Genomic DNA, 22581 nt, shown 5'->3' with positions numbered 1-22581 from the left:
CTCCTTGACAAAATTAATTGTCGGTGACACTGTTACGTCATGCAGGACGTCGCAGTGATCGAGGATGCCGCCGTCGCGGAGGTCTCGCTCGATCCGATCCGGGCCCGGATGCTCGCCGAGCTGGCCGAGCCGCACACCGCGACCACCCTCGCCGCGCGGCTCGGACTGGCCCGGCAAAAGGTCAACTACCACGTCAAGACCCTCGAGCAGCACGGCCTGGTCGAGCTGGTCGAGGAGCGTCGCAAGGGCAACATGACCGAGCGGGTCGTACGGGCCACCGCGGCCGCCTACGTGATCTCGCCGGCCGCGCTCGCCGCGGTCGCCCCTGATCCGGCGCAGTCCCCCGACCGGCTGTCCGCGCGCTGGTTGCTCGCGCTCGCCGCGCGGCTCGTGCGGGAGACGGGCACGTTGATCAACGGCGCGGCGCGGGCGAAGAAGCCGTTGGCCACCTTCGGCCTCGATGCCGAGGTGCGGTTCGCGAAGCCGGCCGACCGCGCCGCGTTCGTGGGTGAGCTCGCGGACGCGATCGCGGAAATTATCAGCAAATATCACACCGAGACCGGTCGGCCGCACCGCCTGATCGTCGCGGTGCATCCCAGCATCACCGAAGACGCCGACCCACCAGCCAAGGAGCAGCAGTCATGACGCACCCGTTCGAGGTACGCGAAGAGTTCACCGTCGACGCCACGCCGGATCAGGTCTGGGAGGCGATCACCTCGGGGGCGGCGGTCGACTCCTGGCTCATGGGGCGCACCGAGATCGACAGCGCCACCAAGACCAGCACGTTCGACATGTTTGGGCAGGTGGCCCACTCCACCATCACGGCCTGGGAGCCCGGTCGCCACTTCGCGACGCAGGAGGACAAGAACTCCGACGGCACGTTCATGGCCATGGAGTGGCTCATCGAGTCGCGCGACGGCGGCGGTGCCGTGGTGCGCTTCGTCCACAGTGGTCAGCTCGGCGACGACTGGGAGGCTGAGTACAACGGCCTGTCCGTGGGCGACCGCGCGTACATGACGAAGCTCGCCGTCTATCTGAAGCACTTCGCGCCCCGCACCGCCACGCACTCGGTGTTCCTGCCGGGGCCGGTCACCGAGGACTCGTGGGCGGCCATGACGGCGGCGGTCGGCGCCGGCCCGGACGCGGCCGACGGCCAACCGGCGCGGCTCACCGTGCCCGGGATCGCGCCGGTCGACGGCACCGTGGAGGTCGTGATCCCGCGAAGCTTCGTGGGCATGCGCACCGACGACGCGATCTACACGCTGATCCACGGCTACAACAACATGGTCTTCGCGACAGCGCACTACTTCGACGACCGCGACCCGTCGACGGAGACCGCGGCGTGGCAGAACTGGTTGACCGGCCTGGCCTAAGGGCGCTGGAAGTCGAAGTGCTCCTTGCCGACGACGACCGGGTTGGTCAGCTCGCCGACGCCGTCGATCGTGATCGTGACGACGTCGTCGGGGCGCAGCGTGAAGTCCATCGCGGGCGCCAGCCCGGTGCCGGTCGACAGGACGGCGCCGTCCGGGAAGTTGTCGGCCCGGAAGAGATAGTCGACAAGCTCCGCGAACGGGCGCTTGAGGCGGGCGGTCGACGTCGCGCCGGACCAGACCGCCACGCCTTCCCGGGTGACCCGCACGGCCACGGCCAGGTCGCTGCCGTCGACCTCCCACACCGGGCGGATGCCGGCCGACAGTGCGCACGCACCGGCGTACACCTTGGCCTGCGGGAGGTAGAGGGGGTTCTCGCCCTCGATCGAGCGCGAGCTCATGTCGTTGGAGACGAGGTAGCCGGCGATCTCGCCGAACCGGTTGATCACCAGGGCCAGTTCGGGCTCCGGCACGTCGAGGCCGGAGTCGGCGCGGATCGCGATCGGCTCGCCGTCGACGACCACGCGCCAGGCGGCGGACTTGAAGAAGAGCTCGGGGCGGGCGGCGTCGTACACCCGGCCGTAGATGTCGGCCTCGCTGCTCTCCTCCATCCGGGCCTCGCGCGACCGCTGGTAGGTGACTCCGGCGGCCCACACCTCGGTCGCACCGTCGACCGGCGCGAGCAGCCGGGCGTCGTCGACCACGTTCCCGGGCGCGGCGAGCAGCTCGCGGAGGTCGGCCACCGACTCGTGGAGCAGGGCGGCGACGGACGGCACGGGCAGTTCGCGGACGACCCCATCGGCGCGAACACCGACGCGGGCGGTGTCATCGTGCTCGCGGCGATACCGAACGATGTGCATGACCGGCAGCGTACGGCTACCCGGCGCCGACCGCCTCAACCGAGATCTCCCAGAGGCGGGCGGCGTTCGCGGGATCGACGGCGTACGGCGCGACGCCGCCCGCGGTGCCCGGCTGGTTGAGGCCCGCCTCGTGGCAGTCCTCGAAGTACCGGCCGGACTCGCCCGCGAGCATGGGTGCGGTTGCCACGTAGGCCGAGGTCGCGGCGCCCTGCTCCGGCGACTTCCAGCCCGGGCCTGCCGCGGCGCGGGCGTCCATCTCGGACAGTTCCGCTGCCGACAGGTGGCGCTGGAGGCTGCCGCGTACGCCGCCCGGGTTGACCGCGTTGACCGTGACCCCGTCGTGCGCCCAGCGCCGGGCCGCCTCCACGGCGAAAAGCACGTTCGCGGTCTTCGACTGGTCGTAGGCGACGGTCGGGTCGTACGCCCGGTGCGCGAAATTGATGTCGTCGAAGTCGACCGGCGCGCGCAGATGCGACGCCGAAGTGACGGATACGACCCGCCCGCCGTCGTCGGTCGCGCTCAGGGCCGGGTGCAGCGCGACGCTCAGGGCGAAATGGCCGAGGTGGTTGGTGGCGAACTGCAGCTCCCAGCCCCGCGGCGTGTGTGCCTCGGGGGTACGCATGACACCCGCGTTGTTGACCAGGATGTGCAGCGGGCCGGTCCAGCGGCTGGCGAAGGCCCGCACCGAGCCCAGGTCGGCGAGGTCGAGCAGCTCCCAGCGCAGGCCCGCCGCCCGGCCCTGGGCCGGGTTCCGCACCGCGACCGTGACGTCGGCACCCGCGCTCGCGAGGGCTTTCGCGGTGGCCAACCCGATCCCGGAACCGCCCCCGGTGACCACGGCCCGCTGCCCGGTCAGGTCGACATCCGCCACCACCTCGGCGGCGGTGGACTCCGCCCCGAATGCCATACCTGGCACTTCCCCGGTTCTGATGATCGAAACAGTCAGGACTCGGGCGGCTCGATCACCGGCATTCCCCACGCGGCACGGAACTCCGAGACGCGCCGCCAGGCCAGGGCCCAGCTCGCCGCCATCTCGGCCCGGGCCAGGGCCAGGGTCTCGACACCGGTGCCGGTCTCCCCGCGCTCGCGGGCGGGCGCTGTCGGCGGTGGCGAGGAAGGTGGCCACGGTCGCGAGGTGGTAGAGGGAGGTCGCGTGGGCCAGCAGCAGCGCGTTCGCCGCCGGGTCGTCGACGTCCTTCGGCAGGTTGGCGACCTCGGCGACGTCGTCGCGCTGTTGGAGCGGGCGGTGCTGCCAGCCGCACGCGAGTGGATCAACGTCGCGCTGGAGCGTGACCACGCGCTCCGTTACCGGCCGCGGTTCGAGGCCGCCGACACGTCCGGCCTACGCCAGATGTCGGCGCCGGAACACGAGCTTGCCACCAGCTCGTTCACGCGGCTCCGCACCCTTATGCGGCAGATCGGCGGCGGTGCGATCGGCATCTCCGGACCGCGCGGCATCGGCAAGTCCACGCTGGTCCGATCGGCCTGCGGACCGCTGTGGTTCGGCCGTGGCCGTCGGTACCACGGGGTATTCGTCCCGGCGCCCGTCGAGTACGTCCCCCGGGACTTCCTCCTGCACCTGTTCGCCTCGCTCTGCCTGCGGGTCGACCCGCACGCGGAGGAGCCGGACACACCTCGGCATGCCCGGGTCGTCGCGCCCGAGGTCGTCGTGTTCGTCGCCATACTGACCGCGGCCGGCGGAGTCGCCTTGCTCGCCGCCGGTGTCTCGTCCGTGTGGTCCGCGCGACGGTCGCCGCCCGCGAACGGTCACCCAGCGATCAGATCGGCGATCTCGCCCACCAGGTATGCGCGGAGCAGGCTCGCGCCCAACTGCACGCCCTGCGCACGGCGGCCCGCGCCCAGACCGACTGGCGCCAGGTCGTCGCGATCACGGACTGGGCCGACACCCGCACGATCTTGACCAGCGCGTCGCGGACCTCGATGATCGGGCCGAACCCGGCCAGATCCTGCAGGGCGTCGTCCAGGTCGTCATGGTCGGCCGCCTCGTAGGCGTCGGCCTCGGCTACGACGAGCGCGCGCATCTGCGCCCGTCGGGCGCTGAGGTCCTCGGTCAGTTCCGATTCGAGCGACTTTCGCCGGTCGGCGCGCCCCACGGCCAGCCGGTCCAGGGCGTTCGCGATCTCGGGGCTGGCCAGGGCGCGCTTGACCGTCCGGTCGAACACCTCATCGTCCACAATGCCACCATCGTGTGCGGTTGCGACTCCTGGTCACGGCTGGTGAGCTGAGGGTATGTCGGTCGGTGCGGTTTCGCAGATCCACGTCAGCGTCAGCGAGCTCGAGCGGTCAGTCCGGTTCTACCGGGACGTCCTCGGCGTGCCCTTCCTCTTCGACGTGCCCGGGCAGTCGATGGCGTTCTTCCAGAGCGGCGACGTGCGGCTCTACCTCGGCGTGCCCGAGTCCGAGGCGTTCGCCAGCAAGGTGACGCTCTACTTCACGGTCGACGACCTGGTGGCCGAGCGCGAGCGGCTCGTCAAGGAAGGGGTCACCTTCCTCGACGAGCCGCATGTCGTGCACCGGGACGAGCAGGGCGAGCTGTGGATGACGTTCTTCCGTGACCCGGACGGCCACAACCTCGCCCTCACGCAGACGCGCTAGAAGCCGGTCCGTCCGGCTCCGTACTGGTAGAGCGGGTTGCCGGTCGGCGTCGGCTGCTGGCCGGCGTCGATCTGCGCCCGCAGCGTCGCCCGCTGCGCGGCCGTGGCACCCAGGTCGTACGGCAGGTCCCAGGCCTCGGTGGCGTCGGCCAGCACGTCACTGCCGCCCGCCCTGAGCACGTCGCCCAGGCTGCGCGGCAGTTGCCAGGGCAGCTTGCCGGTCGGGGCGTAGTCGCCGAACAGCAGGCTCGCCAGCGCCGGACCCATCTCCTCGCCACCGCGGTAGGTGACCACGATCGCGTTGGCGTCGGCGTTCCAGTCGGTGATCACGTACGGCCGGGGCAGCACCAGCGCGACCACCACCGGGATGCCGCGGGCGCGGAACCCACGGATCAGGGCGAGCTGGTCCGGGGGCAGGTACGGCTGCTCCTTAACCCACTGCGTCCCGTGCGTGTAGGACCCCTCCCCCACGGCGACGATCGCCACCTTCGGGTTGGGGGCGTCGCCGGAGACCACGTTCACCCCGGCCTGCGCACCCCTGGCCCTGATGGCGTCCAGCATGGTCTGCGACCCGTACTCCTGGTGGAAGTAGCTGGTCCAGATGCAGCACGCGGAGGTGTCGGTCGCGCGCGGCCCCGCGACGACCACGGTGTCGCCCGCCGACAGCCGCAGCGGCAGCACCGCGCCGTCGTTCTTGAGCAGCGTCATCGCCTCGCGGGAGGCCTGGTTCGCCAACGCCGTGTACGACGGCTGGTGCATCCGGTACGGGCCGTTGACCGGGTCGCCGTAGGGGTTCTCGAAGAGGCCGAGCTGGAACTTGATGCGCAGCACCCGGCGCACGGCGTCGTCGATCCGACTGGCGGGGACACCGGCGATGAACGACGTCATCGAGAAGCCTGACGCGCCCGGGTCGGCGCCACCCATCACGTCGGAGCCCGCGCGGGCCGCGCCGATCCAGGAGCCCCAGGGCAGCCAGTCGGTGGTGATCAGGCCCTGGTAGCCCAGGTTCTGCCGCAGGTACGCGAGGATCGGCGCGCTGTCGCCCGCACCGGGGCCGCCGGGGTCCAGCAGCGACGAGCCGGCGTACCCGGGCATGATGTTGACCGCGCCGGCCTCCATCGCCGCGCGGAACGGGATCATGTGGTACTTGATCGTGACCCCGTCGTAGACGATGAGCGCCTCACCGCCGGCGCCCTCACCGGGCCAGTGCTTGACGGTCGCCAGCACCGAGGCCGGGTTGAGCTCCGGACCGCCCTGCAAGCCGGCGACCAGCGCCCGCGTCTGGGCGGCGGCCACGTACGCGTTCTCGCCGTTGCCCTCCTGGATGCGCGGGTAGAGCACCTTGGTGCCGACCTCGGCCAGCGGGCCGAGCACACCGCGGGTGCCGACCTCGAGTTGCTCGCGGCGTTGCATGTCGCCGAGCTTGTAGTCCAGCGCGTAGTTGCGGGCCGCGGCGAGGGCGCTCTGGGTCGGGTACGTCGTCTGGTAGCCGTGGATCGTGTCGCCGGCCGAGACGAACGGGATGCCCAGCCGCGTGCCCGAGGAGCCGAGCAGCGCCGCGTGCAGGTCGGCCGCGCCGGCCGGGCCGAAGTGCCAGCCCGCGCGCGGGAAGGCCTGCGCGTTGTAGAACATCTGGTACGCCTTCTCCTCCGCCGTCATCCGGCCGAGCAGGTCGTTGACCCGGGTCTCGATCGGCTGCCGCCAGTCCTCGTACGGCGCGATCGAGCCGTTGCGGTCGAGGTCCCGGGCACCGGCGACGATGTTCACGCCGTCGGCGACGGTCTCCAGCGTGGGCACGTAGACGCTGAAGCGCCGGATGGTCGACGTGCTGGAACCCGTGGTGACGTACCACTTGTAGGTCCACCGGTCGGCCATGTCCCAGCTCGGGGTGTAGCTGGTGCCGCTCGCGGTGGCGACCCTCGTGTAGAGGTCGATCAGGTTGCCGGACGCGGAGAAGTCGTAGTCGGTGCGGCTGACGTTGATCCACACCTGGTAGCTGGTGGCGCCCCCGACCGCGGCCCAGGACAGCGTCGGGCGCCGGGTGGTGGTGACCATCGCGGCGTCGGCGGGGGCCGTCAGCGCGAACTGGCCCGTCGTCGCGGGCGGCCGGGTCGGGCCGGACAGCAGTGGTGGGGTCGTCGCGCTGGTGTCCAGGGAGCCGAACGCCTGGAACTCCCACAGGGAGTAGCCGTAGCCGGTCGCGCGCGCGGTCCCGTACATCCGCAGGAACCGCCCGGTGCCGTTGACCGCGAGTCGCTCGACGCCGCCGCGCCCGGCGGCGGTCGAGTAGACGGTGGTCCAGGTCGTGCCGTTGGTCGAGGTCTCCAGCCGGTACGCCGACGCGTAGGCGCCCTCCCAGTTGAGCACGACCTGGTTGATGGTGGCGGTGCCGCCGAAGTCGATGCTGATCCACTGTGGATCGGCGAACAAGCTGGACCAACGGGTGTTGGTCCGGCCGTCGAGCGCCGCCGCCGGGGCGTTGCCGCCCTCGTACGACGAGGCCGTGACGGTCTTGAACGCCGAGATCGGGGTGCCGCCGGCCGGTGGCGGGTCGGTCGGCCCGCCACCGCCGCTGGTGCCGAAGACCCGGAACTCCCACAGCGAGTAGCCGTAGCCGGTGGTCCGGGCGGTGCCGTACATCCGGACGTAGCGGCCCGAGCCGGAGACGGCCAGCGTCTGCGTGCCCCCCGCGCCGGTCGTGGTCGAGTAGATCGACTGCCACGGGCCACCGGCCGCCGCGGAGACCTGGATCTCGAACGACCGCGCGGCGGCGGTCTCCCAGACGAGCTCGACCTGGTCGACGGCGTAGGTGGCGCCCAGGTCGATCTGGATCCACTGCGGATCGGTGAAGGCGCTGGACCAGCGGGTGCCGGCGTTGCCGTCGACCGCGGCGGACGGGGCGGTGCCGGCGTTCTCACTGGACGACGCCGTGGCGGTCTTGCCCTGGGAGATGAGGGGGCCGGCGGCCGCGGCCGGGGTGGCGACCAGCGTGCCGGCGAGGAGCAGCGTGAGGATCGCGCCGGCGACGAGCAGCCGGCGGCGGGGTGGGGCTGGCATGTGCACTCCAATACGGGACGGTCGGATTTGGAGAGCGCTCTCCCACAGGGTCACGACTCGGACCGCTCCAGTCAAGGGCACGAATATTCGCCGTTGTCGAATTGGTTCTTGACAAGGCCGCCCGGTGGGACGAGCGTCTCGCCTGAGAGCGCTCTCTCACCCTGCTTCCGTCCCCGCAGGAGTCGCGATGCCTCATGCCCTGTCCCGCCGCCGCGCCGCGTTGGCCGTGGTCGCCGCGGCCACCCTCGTCACCGCACTGTTCGTCGTGACCACCCGGTCGCGCGCGGACGCCGCCCTCGTCCTGGTCTCCCAGGGCAAGCCGGCCACCGCCTCGTCGACCGAGAACGCCGCGTCGCCAGCGTCGGCCGCCGTCGACGGCAACGCCGGCACCCGCTGGTCTAGCGCCTTCGGCGACCCGCAGTGGATCCAGGTCGACCTCGGCGCGACCACGTCCGTCGGCCAGGTCGTGCTGCAGTGGGAGGCGGCGTACGCGCGCGCCTTCCAGATCCAGGTGTCCGGCGCGGCCGGCGGGCCGTGGACCACCATCTACTCGACCACCACCGGGGCCGGCGGCACGCAGGCCCTCACCGTCACCGGGTCCGGCCGCTACGTGCGGATGAACGGCACCGCGCGCGGCACGCCGTACGGCTACTCACTCTGGGAGTTCCAGGTCTACGGGCAGATCGACACCGGATGCGCGGGCAACGCGGCGCTCAACCGGCCTGCGGCCGCCTCGACGACCGAGAACGCCGCGTCGCCCGCGTCGGCCGCCGTCGACGGCAACACGGCGACCCGCTGGTCCAGCGCCTTCGCCGACCCACAGTGGCTGCGGGTCGACCTCGGCAGCACCCAGACGCTCTGCCAGGTGGTGCTGCAATGGGAGGCGGCGTACGCCCGGGCGTTCCAGATCCAGGTCTCCTCCGGACCGGACGGTCCGTGGACCACGGTCTACTCGACCACCACCGGCACCGGCGGCACGCAGACGCTGTCCGTCTCCGGCTCGGGTCGCTACGTGCGGATGAACGGCACCGCGCGGGCCACCGCGTACGGGTACTCGTTGTGGGAGTTCGTCGTGCGTACCACCGGCAGTGGTCCCACCCCGCCGCCGACATCGAACCCCCCGACCGGCGGCTTCTGGGGCGACACCTCGACGATCCCCGCCGCGCAGAACGTGGTCATGGTCAAGATCCTGAACCGGACCAACGGCCGCTACCCCGACAGCCAGGTCTACTGGAGCTACAACGGGCAGGTGCACTCGATCGCCGAGCAGCCGTACTTCGACATGCCGGCCAACACCGCCGGCCGGATGTACTTCCACCTCGGATCGCCGACGAGTGAGTACAACGACTTCATCGAGTTCACCGTCGGGCCGAACGTGTTCAACGGCAACACCACCCGGGTCGACGCGTTCGCCCTGAAGCTGGCGATGCGCCTGCACTCCCGCGACGGCTACGACGCCGCGGTGGGCGAGACCGAGGCCACCTTCGCCGAGGACCGGGCGGTGACGTTCCAGCGGTTCAGCGACGCGATGCCGGCGGAGTTCAAGCACCTGGCGACGATCCAGGCGCCGTACCGGATCCCGTCACCGGGGAACTCGCCCCAGTTCCGCGCGGGTGGGCAGTACCAGAACTACCTGTCGGCGTACGCGTCGCAGAATGGGCTGCCCGCGGCCACGTCGGACATCTTCGGGTGCGCCGGGCCGCTGGCCAACAACGCCGCCGGCTGTGCGGCCCTCAACCGGCACGTGGCGCACCTGCCGGCGGCGCAGCAGTCCAACCCGGCGAACTTCTACCAGGCCGCCCCGGCCAACTACTACGCCAAGTTCTGGCACGACCGCGCGATCAACAATTTGGCGTACGGGTTCCCGTACGACGACTACGCCGAACAGTCGTCGTTCATCTCGCACGGCAGCCCCCAGTGGCTCCTGGTGGCCGTCGGCTGGTGACCGCTCAGTGCAGCGACCCGGCCCGCTCGCGGGCCGGGTCGCCCGCGATACAGACCACCCGGCGGGTGTCCCCTTCGTGCCACATGAACGGGTCGTCGGGATAGACGTAGCTGATCTCGATGCCCGGGTCGTCGACGAACGCGGGCGCGTACGCCTCGAACGCGTGGACGCACCGGCTCTCCGCCTCGTCCCGCATCGCCAGGTCGGTGCCGCCGTAGGGCAGGTTCACGATCGCCACGACCTCGACCTCGTGGGGTTCCGTGCAGGCGACCGGCATCGCCTTGTCGAGGCGCATGCGGTCGTTGACCTCGTTGAAGCAACGCCCGGTGAGCATCTCTTCGATTCCGACCCGGCTCCGATCCACCGCGATCTCGTCCTCGCCGTGCAGGAAGAGGAAGCCACAGACGGGCAGGACCACCAGCAGGACCGCGACCAGGCCGACCACCGCCGGGCGCAGTGGGGGCCGAAACCGTGGGTCGTCCTCGTGGAGCCGCCACGGTGCCAGCCGGGCGATCAGCCGCGCTGTCGCGCCGTCGTCAAGATCACTCACGAGGCGGCACGGTATCGGGCCGGGGCCGCTACGTGGATCATCCGATTCGGTCGATACCGGTGGCCGGTCGCGACCGGATCTCTGACCCTCGGCCTCGACCGCTAGCATCCCTTGCGGCTACCGGGGAGGGTGGACATGCGGCCGGACATTCCATTTCGCGTCATCGGGCGGTTGGGCGCCTGCGACATCGGCAGCGTCTGGCTGGCGGTTGACGAGGGCGACGAAGCCGGCAACGCCGTTACCGTCGCCGTGCTCGACGAGGCGGTAGCTGCCGACCAGCAGTGGCGCGACGCGTTCGCGGCCAGCACCACCGTCTCGACGGAGCCCGAGCAACCCACCGGTTTCCTCCGGGCCGACTTCACCGGCGCCACCCCATGGGTCGCCTACCCTGGCGACCAGGACCCGGGTGCCGAGCGCGTGTTCGTCGCACTGGGCCGGGACTACCGGCCCGACGCACCCCGCGAAGTCTCCTATGACGACGGGGTGTTCGAGGATCCACCGCCGATCGTGAGGCCGGCCAACGTCGTCGTACACCCGGCGGAGCCGACCGATCCGATGGCACCGGACCCGTTCGCCGCGCCCGGCCGGCGGATCGCCTTTTCCGCAACCAGGAAACGCCGGCCGCGCGCCCTCTGGGTGAGCATCGCGGCCGCCGTGGTCGTCGTCCTCGCCGCCGGCGGCGTCGTGTTCGCGCTCGCCGGCGAAGAAGGTGGCGACGACCCGGCACCGACGCTCAGCGGCGGCGGCACGGTGGCCGCGCTCCAGCCGACCTCACCGCCCGTGCGGCCCGGGATCGAGCCGCCGCGGCCGGGCGACTGGCCCGACAAGTGGCCGGTGTTTGGCCCGACCGACCCGGTGCGTCCGGTCAACCTCGACGGATTGGGCTTCACGCTGACGCTCCCGGCCCGCTGGGATTGCGCGGCCGCAGCGGTCGGCGCCGGAAGTGTCCGCTACAACTGCGGCCGGAACACCGATGACGGCCCGATCGGCGGCGAGCTCACCGTCCGCAACTGCACCCCGATCTGCGACGAGGCGCATCGCGACGAACTGCGGTCCGTGGAGGACGCCTGGGGGGCGCAGTGGCGCTACGCCGGTCCGAACGCGACTCTCGCCGAGACGCTTACCCTCGACGGTGACCGCTACGGCCTCGTAGTGATCGGCTACTGGGCCGGCACCCCGGGCGGAGCCGTCGACCGGCAGGTCGTGCTGCGGATGACCGCGCCTCGGAACTGGGTCGACGACCTCCGCCGGTTGACGAACGGCCTGCGCGGCGCCGCCAAGTTCTGACCGGTGCCGGCAGGCATCGACGGCTGTGGCAGACTCGCTGAGCGCGAGGAAGGCTCGCGTCACACGGGGCTCGGGAGTTTCGTCATGCCGTCCGGCACGTCGCATGCCATAGTCGATCTGCCTGCGGTCGCCACCGACGGAGGCACCCGGTGGTGGCAGCGAACAGACCCCTGGGCGGCGGCCGCGGTCGTCATGCTGGTCGCCACCGTCGCGGTCGGACCGGTCGCGCTGCTGCCCGCCGAAAGCCCGGTCTACGCCGGCATCGCCAACCTACGGCCGACGCTCCACACGTACACGGTCGCCGTCCTGGTCGCGATCGGCGTGCTGGCCTGGCGCGCGCCGCGGGACGTCGGACGGGCGTTGCTGCTCTTCGCACCCTTCCTGACCTGGCTCGCCCTCCTGGCGCTCACGGTCTGGCCGAAGTCGGCGCTGACCGTCTCCGGGCTGGCGGCCTTCACCATGGGCGCAGCCGCGTTCGCGGTCGGCGCCGCTGCGGGCCGCCTCCGCGCGCCGCTCTGTTGGGCGTTGGCCGCCGTCGCCTGGCTGCAACTTCTCGCCGTCGGGCTGGCCGCGGCGGGCCTGCCCCTGCGGCGGGTGGAGGGTGCTCAGGCGCTCGACGTGCTCGGCCGGGCCACCGGCCTGACGGCGCACCCCGGCGAACTGTCCAAGGTGTTGTTCCTCTGTGGCCTCGCCGTCCTCGCGCTGCCTCAGCGCGGTCGCCTCGAACGCTGGGCCATCTGGCTCACGCTCGGCGCCGTGTTCGCCGGCGTCTGGCTGACCCAGAGCCGCACGGTGCTGGTCGCGGTGGTGGCCCTGGTCGCTGGCTCGGTCCTGCTGGAGTCGGTGGCGGCGGGGCGATGGCAGCGCCGGCACTTCCTCGCGATCGGGATGACCGCCGTCCTCGGCGCGGTGTCGCTGCCCTGGTTGATCGCGCGCTTCGCGTCCGATCCCGGCGGCGGTGCTCGCGGGCATGTGACCGGCGTGGCGTTCGACACCATCGCCCGGCACCCGTGGGCCGGTGTTGGCCCCAACGGCTACGTGGACGTCGTCGGCGACCTCGACCGGCTCACCCAGACCGGCGTTCCGGTACACAACATCGTCCTGCTGACCGCCGCCGAGACCGGCATCGCCGGCGCGCTGCTCTGGTGGGCACCGGTGGTCGCCGTGCTGGTGCTGGCGGTCCGGCGCGCGTGGCTGACCAGGGGCGCCGACCTGCCGGCGCGGGTGCTGGTCAGCGCCACCCCGGGCATCCTGTTGATCGGCATGACCGGCTGGGGGCTGATGCAGGGGCCGTACCTGTTGCTGTTCCTGCTGGTCGTCGGCTTCTTCGGCGGATGGTTGCGGTCGGATGACCGTTGACGCCGGTCGGCGCCCGTCGCTGACCGTCGCGTCCGGACTGCTCGGACTGTCCAGCATCGCGAGCCGGCTCGCCACGCTCGCGGTGATGGCGCTGCTGGTCCGCGGCGCGGGCGCCGAGGCGGTCGGCCGCTACGGTCTGGCCACGCTGGGGGCCACGCTCACCGCGGCGGCGCTGTCCTTCGGACTGGTCACCCACCTCACCCGCGAGACCGCCGCCGGGCAGGTGCCGGCCGACGAGGTCGCACGGCTGCACGCCGGACGCCTGGCGCTGTTCGCCGTCGCGGTGCTGTGCGCGTGGCCGGTGCTCGGCCCCGCGTTGCTGATGTTCTTCGCGGCCAGCCTGCTCGAGCAGTGGAACGACACCGCGTGGGTGCTGGTCCGCGGCACCCGCGGCGCCTGGCGGGAAGCGGCCGTCAACGGTGGCGCGGGCGCGCTGCTGGTCGCCGGCTGCGGGCTGGCCGCGATCCGCGGCGGACTCACGCTCGACAGGGCGGCCGTGTTGGTGCTGGCGGCCGCGGTGGTGCGGTCCGCGGCCGCGCTGGCCGCGACCGGCGCGTGGCGGGTGCGTCCGGCCCCGGTCGCGCTGCGACGCCGGCTGCGGGAGTCGCTGCCCTACTTCGCCGCCGACCTGCTCGGGCTGTTCTACTTCCGCGGCGACGTGTTCGTGCTGGCGCTGTTCGTCACCGCGGCCGAGGTCGGCTCGTACGTCGCCGCGGCCGGCATCGTCGGGCCCGCGGTGCAGGTCGCGGCCTCGATGGGCGTCGGAGCGCTGGCGTTCGCGGCGCGGGGTGGCGAGGACGACCCCGCCGCGATCCACCGGTTCTTCCGGCTCGCCGGGACCGCCGTCGCCGGTCTCCTGCTGGTCGCCCTGCCGGTCGGCGTTACCGTCCTGTTCGGCTCCGCACCCGAGGTGCTTTCCCTCACTGCCGTCCTCGCGCTGTTCCTGGCGCTCCGGTTCGCCAACTACGGGCTGTCGGCGATCCTGCTCGCGGCCGGCGGCGCGGGTTCCCGGTTGCTCGTCCTGGTCTGCTGCGTGGCCGGGAACCTGCTGCTCAACCTGCTCCTCGACGGCCCGTACGGCGCGACCGGCGCCGCGTGGGCGACGGTCCTCACAGAGCTGATCGTGGCCGGCTCGATGCTCTGGTTCATCCGCGAGCGCACCCTGGTGCGGCCGGTCGTGGCCGGGGTCGCCATGGTCGCCGCCGCGGCGACGGTGCTGGTCGTCCTCGGCCGGTTCGGCCCGACCACGGCGGTGCTGGCCACGGGTGGGGTGCTGCTGGGGCTGGCCGCCTGGCAGGCGCGGGCTCTTGTCTCCCCGGAGGTGCGCCCATGAGAATCGCCATCGCCGGCTGGTTCGGCTCCGACAACCTGGGCGACGAGCTTTTGCTGCATGCGCTGATGGGCGCTGTGCGCGCCGCCGCACCGGACGCCGGCTTCGTCGTGCTCTGCCCCGAGCCGGAGCGGGTCAGGCGGGTGCACGGCGTCGACGCCGTCCATCTGCCGACCCTGCGTGCCCGGGGCTCGGCGGGCCGGCAGGGCGTCGCCCACCAGGCGCTGCGCGGCAGCGACCTGCTGCTGCTCGGGCCGGGCACGGTCTTCCAGGAACGCTCCCCCAATCTGCCCTGGCCCGGCACGCTACCGATGTTCGCTCGGATCGTGGCCATGGCGCGGTTCGCCGGCACCCCGGTCGCCGTCGCCGGTGCCGGTGTGCGGGAGGGTGGCACCGCGGCCGGCCGGCGACTCCTGCAGGTGATCGGCTCCGCCTGCACGGCCGTCGGTGTCCGCGATGCCCGCAGCGGCGCCTGCTTCGGCGCCTCCGCGCGGGTGATCGGCGACTTGGCGTACACGCTGCCGCTGCCCGAGCGGCCCGCTCCGAACGGCCGCAGCTTCGCGGTCTCGATGCGTCCACTCGCCGCACCGGTGGAGCGTGCGTTGCTCGGCGCACTCCACGGCGTGGTGGGTGCCCTGACCGCCGACGGCTGGTCCGGAGCGTTCCTGCCGATGGCGTACGGGCGTGGGGCGCGGGGCGAAGACGACGCCGTGCACGCCCGCGCCCTGCCCGACCTCACCGACGTGGTCACGAACCCGCTGGACGGCGCCGCACCGTTCGCCACGGGCCTCGACGACTGGCTGCGCCGGGTAGCAGAGCGGCGCCTGGTGCTGGGTGTCCGCCTGCACGCGGTGCTGCTCGCGGTGGCGATGGGTGTCCCGACGGTGGCGATCGCCTACGAGCGGAAGGTGCACGACGCGTTCGTCGACCTCGGCCTGGGCCGCTATGTGGTCGACCCGTACGTCGACCCGGCCACGCTGCACCGGATCGCGCTCCGGGCGGCCGGCGACACCGCCGGATTCGCGGCCGCCGCCGAGCGGCTCGTCGCCCAGGGTGTGGTGGCGAAGCGGTTCGTCGCGGAGGTGGTGCGCGGGTGAGAGTGCTGCTCCTGTCGCCGTTCGCGCCCGACCTCGACCACGACCACGCGGCGGCGGACACGCTGGTCAAACTCGTGCCGCGGCTGGCTGCCCGGACCGAGCTGTTCGTCTACTCGCCGCAGGCGACCGTGGGCGCCGATCGCGACGGCTACACCCTGCTGCCCGGCGCCGCACCGGGCGGTGGGTTCACCGACCGGCTCGGCGTCCGGCCGGGCTGGCTGCGCCAGGCCTGGCCGCGCCAGGCCACTCGCGAGGTATCCGTCCTGGTCGACCGCCTCCGTCCCGACGTGGTGCACGCCGAGTACCTCCAGACGGCTGAGGTCGTCGGCCGGCTCCCCCGGACCGTGCTGGGGCTGCACGACATCACCGCCTCGGTCATGGCCGAATCGGTCCGGGCCGCCACGGGTCCGGCGCGCGCGTACCGGATGGCCGAGCTCCTGCGGACGCGGCGCTTCGAGCGGGCGGCCATCCGCCTGGCGGACGCGGTGGTCACCCTCTCGCCGGCCGACCGCGCCGTGGTCGCCGCCGAGAACCCGCGGGTCGTGCTGGCCCCACCCGGCATCGACCCCCCGACCGAGCCTTGGCGCCCGCCCGCGCCCGGCACACCGCCGCGGCTGGTCTTCTGCGGCGCGATGTGGCGGCGGGCCAACGCGCTCGTCGCCCGGCACCTGGTGACCAGCGTGATGCCGCTGGTCTGGCGCACCCACCCGGAAGCCGAGCTACGGATCGTCGGAGCGCGCCCGGGCCACGAGGTGACGACCCTCGCCGGGCCAGGCGTCGTGGTCACCGGCACCGTGCCGGACCTGACCACCGAGCTGCGCTCGGCACACGCGGCGCTGCTGCCGTCGATCCTTGGAGGCGGAGTACTGCTCAAGGTGCTGCACGCGATGGCGCTCGGCATGCCGGTGGTCACCTCGCCCGGGCCGGCGGCCGCGATCGGCGGCCCGCTGGTCGTCGGTCGGACGCCTGAGGAGCTCGCCGCGGCGGTCGAGACGGTTCTCGCGGACCCGGCCGGCGGCGCGGCCGGCCGGGAGCACGTCGCGGCCCATTTCCGCTGGGACGATACCGTCGCCGGCTACCTGGACGCGTACGCCACGGCGGCCGCCCGATGAAGGTCGTCGCGATCGTCGTCGCGCACAACTCGGCGCGCGACCTCCCGGACAGCCTGGGCAGCCTGACGGCGCTGCCGTTGGACCGCGTCGTTGTCGCCGACAACGCCTCCACCGACGACAGCGCGCGGGTGGCCGCCGCGTACACGCCACACGTGCTGCGCCGGGCCAACGACGGGTTCGGCGCCGGAGTCAACGCGGCCGCCGCCAGTGCGCCGGACGCCGACGCCTACCTGCTGTTCAACCCGGACTGCCGGATCGGTCCGGCCGACTTCGCGGCGCTGCGGGCGGCGCTCAAGGAGGGTTTCTCCGCGGTCGCGCCGCGGATGCGCTACCCCGACGGCCGGTTCGGCGTCTCCTCCGGGTCCGCGCCGTCGATGGCCAAGGAGTGGATCGCCGCGCTCCGGCTCGACGAGGTCGTGCCGGCCGGGCTGAAGCGGCGGCTGGCCGCGTCCCGCGTGCTGCGCAGCCTGGTGCCGATGCTCGCCTATCTCGACGTCGCACCGGCTGCCGGCACGACCGCCGTCGACTGGGTCTCCGGGTTCTGCATGCTGGTCCGGGCCGACGCGTTCCGCGCCGCGGGCGGCTTCGACGAGCGGTTCTTCCTCTACTTCGAGGACGTCGACCTGTGTGTGCGGCTGCGGGCGGCCGGCGGGCGGGTCGGCGCCGCCGGCGCCAGTGTCGCCGAGCACAAGGAGAGCACCAGCACCGCGGCCGTGGGCAAGAAGCGCCTGTATCGCGACGGCATGGCCGTCTACTTCGGACTCCACGGTGGCCGCGCCCAACGGCTCTCGGCCCATGCCCTGCGGAGGTTTCCCGGATGAAGATCCTGTTCGTCGCACCGTGGATCCCGGCTGGCATCCGGCCGCGCAGCCACACGATCCTCGAGCTGCTCGCCGAGTCGCACGACGTGCGGTTCCTCGGCCTGGTGCACGATGCCGGCGAGGCCGCACTCGCCCGCGAGCTGCCGGTCGCCGACCCGGTCCTGGTCGGCAACAATCGCTGGGGTCGCCTCGTGCGCAGCGCCCGCGCGCTGGTCACCGGCCGGTCGCTGCAGACGGGGTACGCCGACCCGCGCGGGTTGCGGTCCGCTCTGCGGGCCGAGCTCGCCGGGTGGCGCCCTGACGTCGTGCACCTCAACGTGTTCCGCACGGCCCACCTGGTCGAGGCGTGCGGCGACACGCCGGTTCTGATCGACCTCGACGAGTTCCGCAGCGACTACTACGCCCAGCTCGCCGCGACCGGCTCGAACCCGCTGTGGCGGGCGCTTGGCCGCGTCGAGCACCGCCGGATGAAGGCACGCGAGGACGACCTGGTGGGTCGGGGGGTGCCGATCATCGTGTCGGCGGCCGGAGACGACCGGCCCGGCACCTACGTGGTGCGCAGCCCCTGCGACCTCCCCCGCCGCACCGGCCCGCCGGACGGGCCGCCCGAGGTGCTCTTTGTGGGCCGGCTCAGCTACGAGGCCAACGTGGCCGGGCTGCGCTGGTTCCTCGACGAGTGCTGGCCCGGCATCCGCGCCGCGGTGCCCGGCGTGCGGCTGACCGTCGTCGGCTCCGAGCCGCCGGCCGAGCTCTCCGGCCGGGCTGGCGGCGACGTCACGCTGCACGCGGACGTGCCGGACGTCGCGCCCTTCTACGCGCGCGCGGCCGTCGCGATCGCTCCGATCTTGCGCGGGACGGGTGTGCAGCTCAAGCTCATCCAAGCGCTGTCCGCGGGCGTGCCGGCGGTGGTCACGCCCACCGTCGCCGACCGGGCGGAGGTGCGCGATCGCGAGCACGCGCTCGTCGCGGGGACGCCGGCCGAGTGGGTGGCCGCGATCGCCGAGCTGGCCGGCAGTCCCGCACTGGCAGGCCGGCTCGCGGACGCGGGTCGGGCCTGGGCGGTCGCACACCACGGCCGGTCGGCGGTGCGGGACCAGCTCGCCGCCGCGTACTCCACATTGTCCGCGCCCGGTTTCCCCGTCGCGTCGCCATCGCATACATTGACGTGATGTCCGGCGGGGTGGCGCTTTTGTTGCGGCGTGCCGGTTTCGGACCGACCGCGGCCGAGTTGGCGGCCGCGACGAGATCGGGTTACGAGGCGACCGTCCACGCCCTGCTCCAGCCGGCGGCACCCGACATCGGCGCGTCGGCGACGCCGCTGCCGTCGCTGCCCCCCGATCCGCTCAGCGGGTTGACCAACCCGTCGCCCGCCAGGCGCGCGCGGGCCGACCGGACGCGCGAGGCGCAGACCGCGCAGCTCACCCGCTGGTGGCTCGACCGGCTCACGGCGGCCGACCACCAGGCCCGGGAGAAGCTGATCTGGTTCTGGCACGGCCACTGGGCGACCTCGATCCGCAAGGTGATCCGCCCGACGTTGATGCTGCACCAGCACCGCACGTTGCGGGACAGCCGCGACTTTCGGGCGATGGCGCACGCGATGATCCGTGACCCCGCCCTGATCTACTGGCTCGACGGCCAGCTCAACGACCGGAAGGCCGCCAACGAGAACCTTGGCCGCGAGCTCATGGAGCTCTTCCTCCTCGGGATCGGCAGCTACACCGAGCGCGACGTCAAGGAGGCCGGGCGCGCGCTGACCGGTTGGAAGATCGAGTACGACGAGGTCCGCGCCCGGCTGTCCCCCACGGCCCACGACCACGGCCGCAAGACCATCCTCGGCATGACCGGTGCGTTCGACGCGGACGGCCTCGTCGACCTCCTGCTGGGGCAAGAGGAGTGCCCGCGATTCGTCGCCGCGCGACTGTGGCACCGATACGGCTCCTCCGAGGAGCCGATACCGGCCGGCACCCATGAAGCGGTGGCGGCGCGGTTCCCCGACCCAGCCGCCATGCTCGCCGCGCTCCTGCTGGACGACGCCTTCCGGGCCAGCGCCGGCCACCAGGTCAAGCAGCCCGTCGAGTGGTTGGTGGGAGCCGCCCGGCAACTCGGCGTGCGCCCTGGCAGCTGGGACGACGACACGTTGCACAAGATCCTCTACAGCCTCGACCGGCTCGGGCAGGTGCCGTTCGCGCCGCCCAGCGTCGGAGGCTGGCCGGCCGGCGCCGCGTGGCTGACGCCAGGCACGGCCCAGGTCCGGTTCGGCATCGCCGCCCGACTGGCCAGCCTCGCCCCGATTGGCCCGCTGACACCGGAGTCGCTGGCCGCGCTGCTCTGCGTCGACGGGTGGACAGACCGCACCTACGCCGCGCTGAAGGGCGTCTCCGACCCCCGCGGCCTGTTGACGCTCGGCCTGGTCAGCCCGGAATACCTGGTGACGTGATGGACCCGATCACGCGGCGACGGTTCCTCCGGGCTTCCGGTGTGGTGGGCGCGAGCGCGCTGGCCGCCGGCTTCGCGGGCCTCGGCATCAGCGAGCTCCTGTCGACGTCGACCCCGCAGACGCGGCAGCAGGCCCCGACGCACCCGAAGCTCGTCCTGGTCACGCTCTACGGCGGCAACGACGGACTCAACACCGTCATCCCGTACGCCGATCCCGCCTACTACCGCGCCCGACCGGAGCTGGCCTACCCGCAGGAGCGGGTGCTCCAGCTCGACACCGCGCTCGCGCTCAACCCGATGCTCGCTGGCCTGCACCGGTTGTGGCAGAGCCGCCGGCTCGCGATCGTCGCCGGTGTGGGCTACCCGCGGCCGGACCGCAGCCACTTCCGCTCGATGGACATCTGGCAGACGGCCAACCCGGTCCGCCCCGTCCCGACGGGCTGGGTGGGTCGCTGGCTGGACGGCACGGCGGCGCCGGTGGAGGCCGCGGTCAGCTTCGAGTCGGTGCTGCCGCCACTGCTGGCCGGGGAGACCCGCTCCGGTGCGTGCATCAGCGTCGGCGGCCTGGCGCTGCCGTCCAGCTTGACCACAGGCATGATCGGCGCGCTCGGGCAGCCCGAGCCGGGTGAGTCGGCGTTGCAGGCACGCGCCGCGCTCTCGTACGCCGATCTGGTCAAGATGGACACGATGGTCCGGGACGCCTCCGCCGCCACGACCTCGCCCGCCGCCGCCGCCGACCACCCACCCGCGACGGCGACCGGCGGCGCCAGCTCGCTGGCCGCCCAGCTCTCCCTGGTCGCCCGCTGTGTCGAGGCGGGCGTGCCGACGTCCGTCTACTCAGTCAGCCTGGGCGGCTTCGACACGCACGCGCAGGAGCGGGTCGGGCACGAGATGCTGCTCCGGGAACTCGACACCGCACTGACCTCGTTCGTCGACCGGATGACCGCATCGGCCAACGGCCAGCAGGTCTCGGTGCTGGTCTACAGCGAGTTCGGCCGCCGGGTGCGGGCCAACTCCTCCGACGGCACCGACCACGGCACGGCCGGTCCGGTCTTCGTGGCCGGTCCGCGGGTCGCCGGAGGCCTCTACGGGGTGCAGCCGAGCCTGCGCGACCTGGACGACGGCGACCTCAAAGCGACCGTGGACTTCCGCGACGTCCTGAGCGCGGTGCTGTCCACCGTGCTGGGTGTCGAGCCGGCCCGCTACCTCGACGGCTACCAGCCGAAACAGGCGTTGCCGATCTTCCCGGCGAGCTGATCAGCGGCCGCTGCCGCGGAACACCTCGCCCACCGTGCGGACCATCACCTTGGCGTCGAGCCAGAGCGACCAGTTCTCGATGTAGTAGTTGTCGTAGCGGGCCCGGTCGGAGATCGGCACGTCGCCCCGCAGCCCGCTGACCTGCGCCAGGCCGGTGAGGCCGGCCGGCGCGCGATGGCGCCGGGCATAGTCCGGGTGCTCGGCCGTGAACTTCTCCGCGAAGTACGGCCGCTCGGGCCGCGGGCCGACCACCGTCATGTCGCCGCGCAGGATGTTCCAGAGCTGCGGAAGCTCGTCCAGCGAGGTGCGGCGCAGGAACCGGCCGACCGGGCCGATCCGGGCGTTGCCGAAGACCGTCCACATGGTGCGCGACTCGGTCTCGTCCGCCGGCCGCATCGAGCGGAACTTGATGAGCTGGAACGGGATCCCACGCTGGCCGAGGCGTTCCTGCCGGAACAGCACCCCGCGACCGCCCTCGACGAAGACAGCGGCGGCGCAGAGCAGCATCACGGGGCTCAGCAGCACCAGCCCAAGGACCGCCACGACGATGTCGGAGGCGCGCTTTACCCACCAGCGCGGTCCCGCGAGCGTGGTGTGCCGGACGTGGATGACCGGGATCGCTCCGATGTGGTCGGCCATGCCGCCCCCATGGGACCGGGAGCCCCAGAGCCGCGGCACGGCCCACAGGTCGCACGCCGACGCGGCCGGGCGCCGCAGGGTGTCCATCAGCGTCGACTCCGGACAGTCGGGGTGCGACAAGATCAGCACGTCGCACTCCGCGAGCGCGATGGCCCGCTCCAGACCGTCGAGGTCACTGAGCAGCGGCGGGCCGCCAGACCGCGGCGCGTCGTCAACGTGGCCGACGAAGCGCAGCCCGTAGCGCGTGTCGCGGCGTAGCAGCCGCGCCAGCTCGACCGCGGTCGGGCCGGCGCCGACGATGATCGTGTTGTGCTCGACCCACCGCCGCCGCCGGGCGAGCACGATCAGGGAGCGGGACGCCACCCGCCCGGCCAGCACGAGGCAGCCGGCCAGGGCCAGCCCGCGGACGAAGCCCGCCACGTAGTAGACCGATTCGTGCCGCAACGCCGCGACGATCGCCACGACCGCCCCGCTGGCCAGCATGCGGCCGACCAGGATCGGCAGCTCGTCTAGCAGGCTCACGTGCCGGCGCGCCGCGTAGAGGCCGCCGAACGCGAAGAACACGATGGTCAGGCCGGCCATCACGAGCGTGCCCCGCCAGTACTGGACGGTCCAGAGCAGCGGGGCCACCAACGCCGCGAGGTCGATCGGCGCCGTCATCATCCAGGCGCGCAACGCGCGGGTGCGGGTCGAGGCGGGCGAGCCCACGTAGGGCAGCACCTCGGTCGGCGCCGTGGACCATCCATCGCTGGACACCGGTCCGTCGCCCGCAGGCCGCTGCGCCGACACCGCGACACCGCTGTCGGCCGCGGCCTGCGACTGTGTGGCCATTCCCGTTCCCCCGCT

19 protein-coding genes are annotated in these 22581 nt (G+C 72.6%); 13 read left to right on the top strand and 6 right to left on the bottom strand.

Annotated elements, in window-relative coordinates:
• Positions 1 to 39: 39 nt before the first annotated feature.
• Together AB0J88_RS08700 and AB0J88_RS08695 are read left to right on the top strand one after the other, a co-directional pair.
• Positions 40 to 645 carry a helix-turn-helix domain-containing protein gene (locus tag AB0J88_RS08700; protein WP_364346939.1) on the top strand — a complete coding sequence of 202 codons (606 nt, stop codon included), beginning with the start codon at positions 40 to 42 and terminating at the stop codon, positions 643 to 645.
• Positions 642 to 1373 (top strand): SRPBCC domain-containing protein, encoded by a 732-nt coding sequence (locus AB0J88_RS08695; protein ID WP_364346941.1) that lies wholly within the window; start codon positions 642 to 644, stop codon positions 1371 to 1373. Before AB0J88_RS08700 ends, AB0J88_RS08695 begins: the two co-directional genes overlap by 4 nt.
• Here the strand turns inward: AB0J88_RS08695 and AB0J88_RS08690 are convergent.
• The 3 genes from AB0J88_RS08690 to AB0J88_RS08680 all read right to left on the bottom strand — a co-directional run bounded on the left by AB0J88_RS08690 (position 1370) and on the right by AB0J88_RS08680 (position 4425).
• Entirely contained in the window at positions 1370 to 2230 is an 861-nt protein-coding gene (locus tag AB0J88_RS08690; RefSeq protein ID WP_364346943.1) for a fumarylacetoacetate hydrolase family protein, read from the bottom strand. The genes AB0J88_RS08695 and AB0J88_RS08690 overlap by 4 nt on opposite strands.
• Positions 2231 to 2246: 16 nt before the next feature.
• Positions 2247 to 3137, bottom strand: coding sequence for an SDR family NAD(P)-dependent oxidoreductase (locus tag AB0J88_RS08685; RefSeq protein ID WP_364346945.1), 891 nt, complete (start codon positions 3135 to 3137; stop codon positions 2247 to 2249).
• 871 nt (positions 3138 to 4008) lie between these two features.
• Positions 4009 to 4425 carry a hypothetical protein gene (locus tag AB0J88_RS08680; protein WP_364346947.1) on the bottom strand — a complete coding sequence of 139 codons (417 nt, stop codon included), beginning with the start codon at positions 4423 to 4425 and terminating at the stop codon, positions 4009 to 4011.
• Between the two features lie 55 nt (positions 4426 to 4480).
• Here AB0J88_RS08680 and AB0J88_RS08675 point away from each other — a divergent pair, with 55 nt between their 5' ends.
• Positions 4481 to 4846 (top strand): VOC family protein, encoded by a 366-nt coding sequence (locus AB0J88_RS08675; protein ID WP_364346949.1) that lies wholly within the window; start codon positions 4481 to 4483, stop codon positions 4844 to 4846.
• Here the strand turns inward: AB0J88_RS08675 and AB0J88_RS08670 are convergent.
• Complete coding sequence (locus AB0J88_RS08670; RefSeq protein ID WP_364346951.1) at positions 4843 to 7902, bottom strand: discoidin domain-containing protein; 3060 nt, start codon at positions 7900 to 7902, stop codon at positions 4843 to 4845. The two genes, AB0J88_RS08675 and AB0J88_RS08670, sit on opposite strands and share 4 nt — an antisense overlap.
• 187 nt (positions 7903 to 8089) lie before the next feature.
• Between AB0J88_RS08670 and AB0J88_RS08665 the strand changes: the two genes are divergently transcribed.
• Entirely contained in the window at positions 8090 to 9847 is a 1758-nt protein-coding gene (locus tag AB0J88_RS08665; RefSeq protein WP_364346953.1) for a discoidin domain-containing protein, read from the top strand.
• A 4-nt stretch (positions 9848 to 9851) separates the two neighbouring features.
• On the opposite strand, the gene AB0J88_RS08660 is transcribed toward AB0J88_RS08665, so the two are convergent.
• A complete protein-coding gene (locus AB0J88_RS08660) occupies positions 9852 to 10397 on the bottom strand; it encodes a septum formation family protein (protein WP_364346955.1) in 546 nt (181 codons plus the stop codon).
• Between the two features lie 135 nt (positions 10398 to 10532).
• On the opposite strand from AB0J88_RS08660, the gene AB0J88_RS08655 reads away from it, so the two are divergent.
• The 9 genes from AB0J88_RS08655 (at position 10533) to AB0J88_RS08615 (ending at position 21096) form a co-directional block, all read left to right on the top strand.
• Complete coding sequence (locus tag AB0J88_RS08655; RefSeq protein WP_364346957.1) at positions 10533 to 11684, top strand: hypothetical protein; 1152 nt, start codon at positions 10533 to 10535, stop codon at positions 11682 to 11684.
• A gap of 84 nt (positions 11685 to 11768) precedes the next feature.
• Positions 11769 to 13043: an O-antigen ligase family protein gene (locus AB0J88_RS08650; RefSeq protein WP_364346959.1), complete on the top strand. Its 1275-nt coding sequence runs from the start codon at positions 11769 to 11771 to the stop codon at positions 13041 to 13043.
• Positions 13033 to 14376, top strand: coding sequence for a polysaccharide biosynthesis C-terminal domain-containing protein (locus tag AB0J88_RS08645; RefSeq protein WP_364346961.1), 1344 nt, complete (start codon positions 13033 to 13035; stop codon positions 14374 to 14376). The genes AB0J88_RS08650 and AB0J88_RS08645 overlap by 11 nt, the downstream gene beginning before the upstream one ends.
• Entirely contained in the window at positions 14373 to 15470 is a 1098-nt protein-coding gene (locus tag AB0J88_RS08640; RefSeq protein ID WP_364346963.1) for a polysaccharide pyruvyl transferase family protein, read from the top strand. The genes AB0J88_RS08645 and AB0J88_RS08640 overlap by 4 nt, the downstream gene beginning before the upstream one ends.
• Positions 15467 to 16582, top strand: coding sequence for a glycosyltransferase family 4 protein (locus AB0J88_RS08635; RefSeq protein WP_364346965.1), 1116 nt, complete (start codon positions 15467 to 15469; stop codon positions 16580 to 16582). The genes AB0J88_RS08640 and AB0J88_RS08635 overlap by 4 nt, the downstream gene beginning before the upstream one ends.
• Positions 16579 to 17403, top strand: a complete 825-nt coding sequence (locus AB0J88_RS08630) for a glycosyltransferase family 2 protein (protein WP_364346967.1) — start codon at positions 16579 to 16581, stop codon at positions 17401 to 17403. Before AB0J88_RS08635 ends, AB0J88_RS08630 begins: the two co-directional genes overlap by 4 nt.
• Positions 17400 to 18572 carry a glycosyltransferase family 4 protein gene (locus AB0J88_RS08625; RefSeq protein ID WP_364346969.1) on the top strand — a complete coding sequence of 391 codons (1173 nt, stop codon included), beginning with the start codon at positions 17400 to 17402 and terminating at the stop codon, positions 18570 to 18572. The genes AB0J88_RS08630 and AB0J88_RS08625 overlap by 4 nt, the downstream gene beginning before the upstream one ends.
• Complete coding sequence (locus tag AB0J88_RS08620) at positions 18572 to 19840, top strand: DUF1800 family protein (RefSeq protein WP_364346971.1); 1269 nt, start codon at positions 18572 to 18574, stop codon at positions 19838 to 19840. The genes AB0J88_RS08625 and AB0J88_RS08620 overlap by 1 nt, the downstream gene beginning before the upstream one ends.
• Positions 19840 to 21096 (top strand): DUF1501 domain-containing protein, encoded by a 1257-nt coding sequence (locus AB0J88_RS08615; protein ID WP_364346973.1) that lies wholly within the window; start codon positions 19840 to 19842, stop codon positions 21094 to 21096. Before AB0J88_RS08620 ends, AB0J88_RS08615 begins: the two co-directional genes overlap by 1 nt.
• On the opposite strand, the gene AB0J88_RS08610 is transcribed toward AB0J88_RS08615, so the two are convergent.
• Complete coding sequence (locus AB0J88_RS08610) at positions 21097 to 22566, bottom strand: sugar transferase (protein ID WP_364346975.1); 1470 nt, start codon at positions 22564 to 22566, stop codon at positions 21097 to 21099.
• Positions 22567 to 22581: the final 15 nt, after the last annotated feature.

The sequence above is a fragment of the Asanoa sp. NPDC049475 genome (assembly GCF_040676915.1).
Lineage (GTDB): Bacteria > Actinomycetota > Actinomycetes > Mycobacteriales > Micromonosporaceae > Asanoa.
This window is presented reverse-complemented; position numbering and strand designations above follow the sequence as displayed.

Bases quoted from the DNA above. Each gene is read 5' to 3' on its own strand.
- AB0J88_RS08645 (WP_364346961.1), top strand. From the start codon at position 13,033: ATGACCGTTGACGCCGGTCGGCGCCCGTCGCTGACCGTCGCGTCCGGA.
- AB0J88_RS08640 (WP_364346963.1), top strand. From the start codon at position 14,373: ATGAGAATCGCCATCGCCGGCTGGTTCGGCTCCGACAACCTGGGCGAC.
- AB0J88_RS08620 (WP_364346971.1), top strand. From the start codon at position 18,572: ATGTCCGGCGGGGTGGCGCTTTTGTTGCGGCGTGCCGGTTTCGGACCG.
- AB0J88_RS08675 (WP_364346949.1), top strand. From the start codon at position 4,481: ATGTCGGTCGGTGCGGTTTCGCAGATCCACGTCAGCGTCAGCGAGCTC.
- AB0J88_RS08700 (WP_364346939.1), top strand. From the start codon at position 40: ATGCAGGACGTCGCAGTGATCGAGGATGCCGCCGTCGCGGAGGTCTCG.
- AB0J88_RS08655 (WP_364346957.1), top strand. From the start codon at position 10,533: ATGCGGCCGGACATTCCATTTCGCGTCATCGGGCGGTTGGGCGCCTGC.
- AB0J88_RS08630 (WP_364346967.1), top strand. From the start codon at position 16,579: ATGAAGGTCGTCGCGATCGTCGTCGCGCACAACTCGGCGCGCGACCTC.
- AB0J88_RS08665 (WP_364346953.1), top strand. From the start codon at position 8,090: ATGCCTCATGCCCTGTCCCGCCGCCGCGCCGCGTTGGCCGTGGTCGCC.
- AB0J88_RS08625 (WP_364346969.1), top strand. From the start codon at position 17,400: ATGAAGATCCTGTTCGTCGCACCGTGGATCCCGGCTGGCATCCGGCCG.
- AB0J88_RS08695 (WP_364346941.1), top strand. From the start codon at position 642: ATGACGCACCCGTTCGAGGTACGCGAAGAGTTCACCGTCGACGCCACG.
- AB0J88_RS08615 (WP_364346973.1), top strand. From the start codon at position 19,840: ATGGACCCGATCACGCGGCGACGGTTCCTCCGGGCTTCCGGTGTGGTG.
- AB0J88_RS08670 (WP_364346951.1), bottom strand. From the start codon at position 7,902: ATGCCAGCCCCACCCCGCCGCCGGCTGCTCGTCGCCGGCGCGATCCTC.
- AB0J88_RS08650 (WP_364346959.1), top strand. From the start codon at position 11,769: ATGCCGTCCGGCACGTCGCATGCCATAGTCGATCTGCCTGCGGTCGCC.
- AB0J88_RS08610 (WP_364346975.1), bottom strand. From the start codon at position 22,566: ATGGCCACACAGTCGCAGGCCGCGGCCGACAGCGGTGTCGCGGTGTCG.
- AB0J88_RS08685 (WP_364346945.1), bottom strand. From the start codon at position 3,137: ATGGCATTCGGGGCGGAGTCCACCGCCGCCGAGGTGGTGGCGGATGTC.
- AB0J88_RS08690 (WP_364346943.1), bottom strand. From the start codon at position 2,230: ATGCACATCGTTCGGTATCGCCGCGAGCACGATGACACCGCCCGCGTC.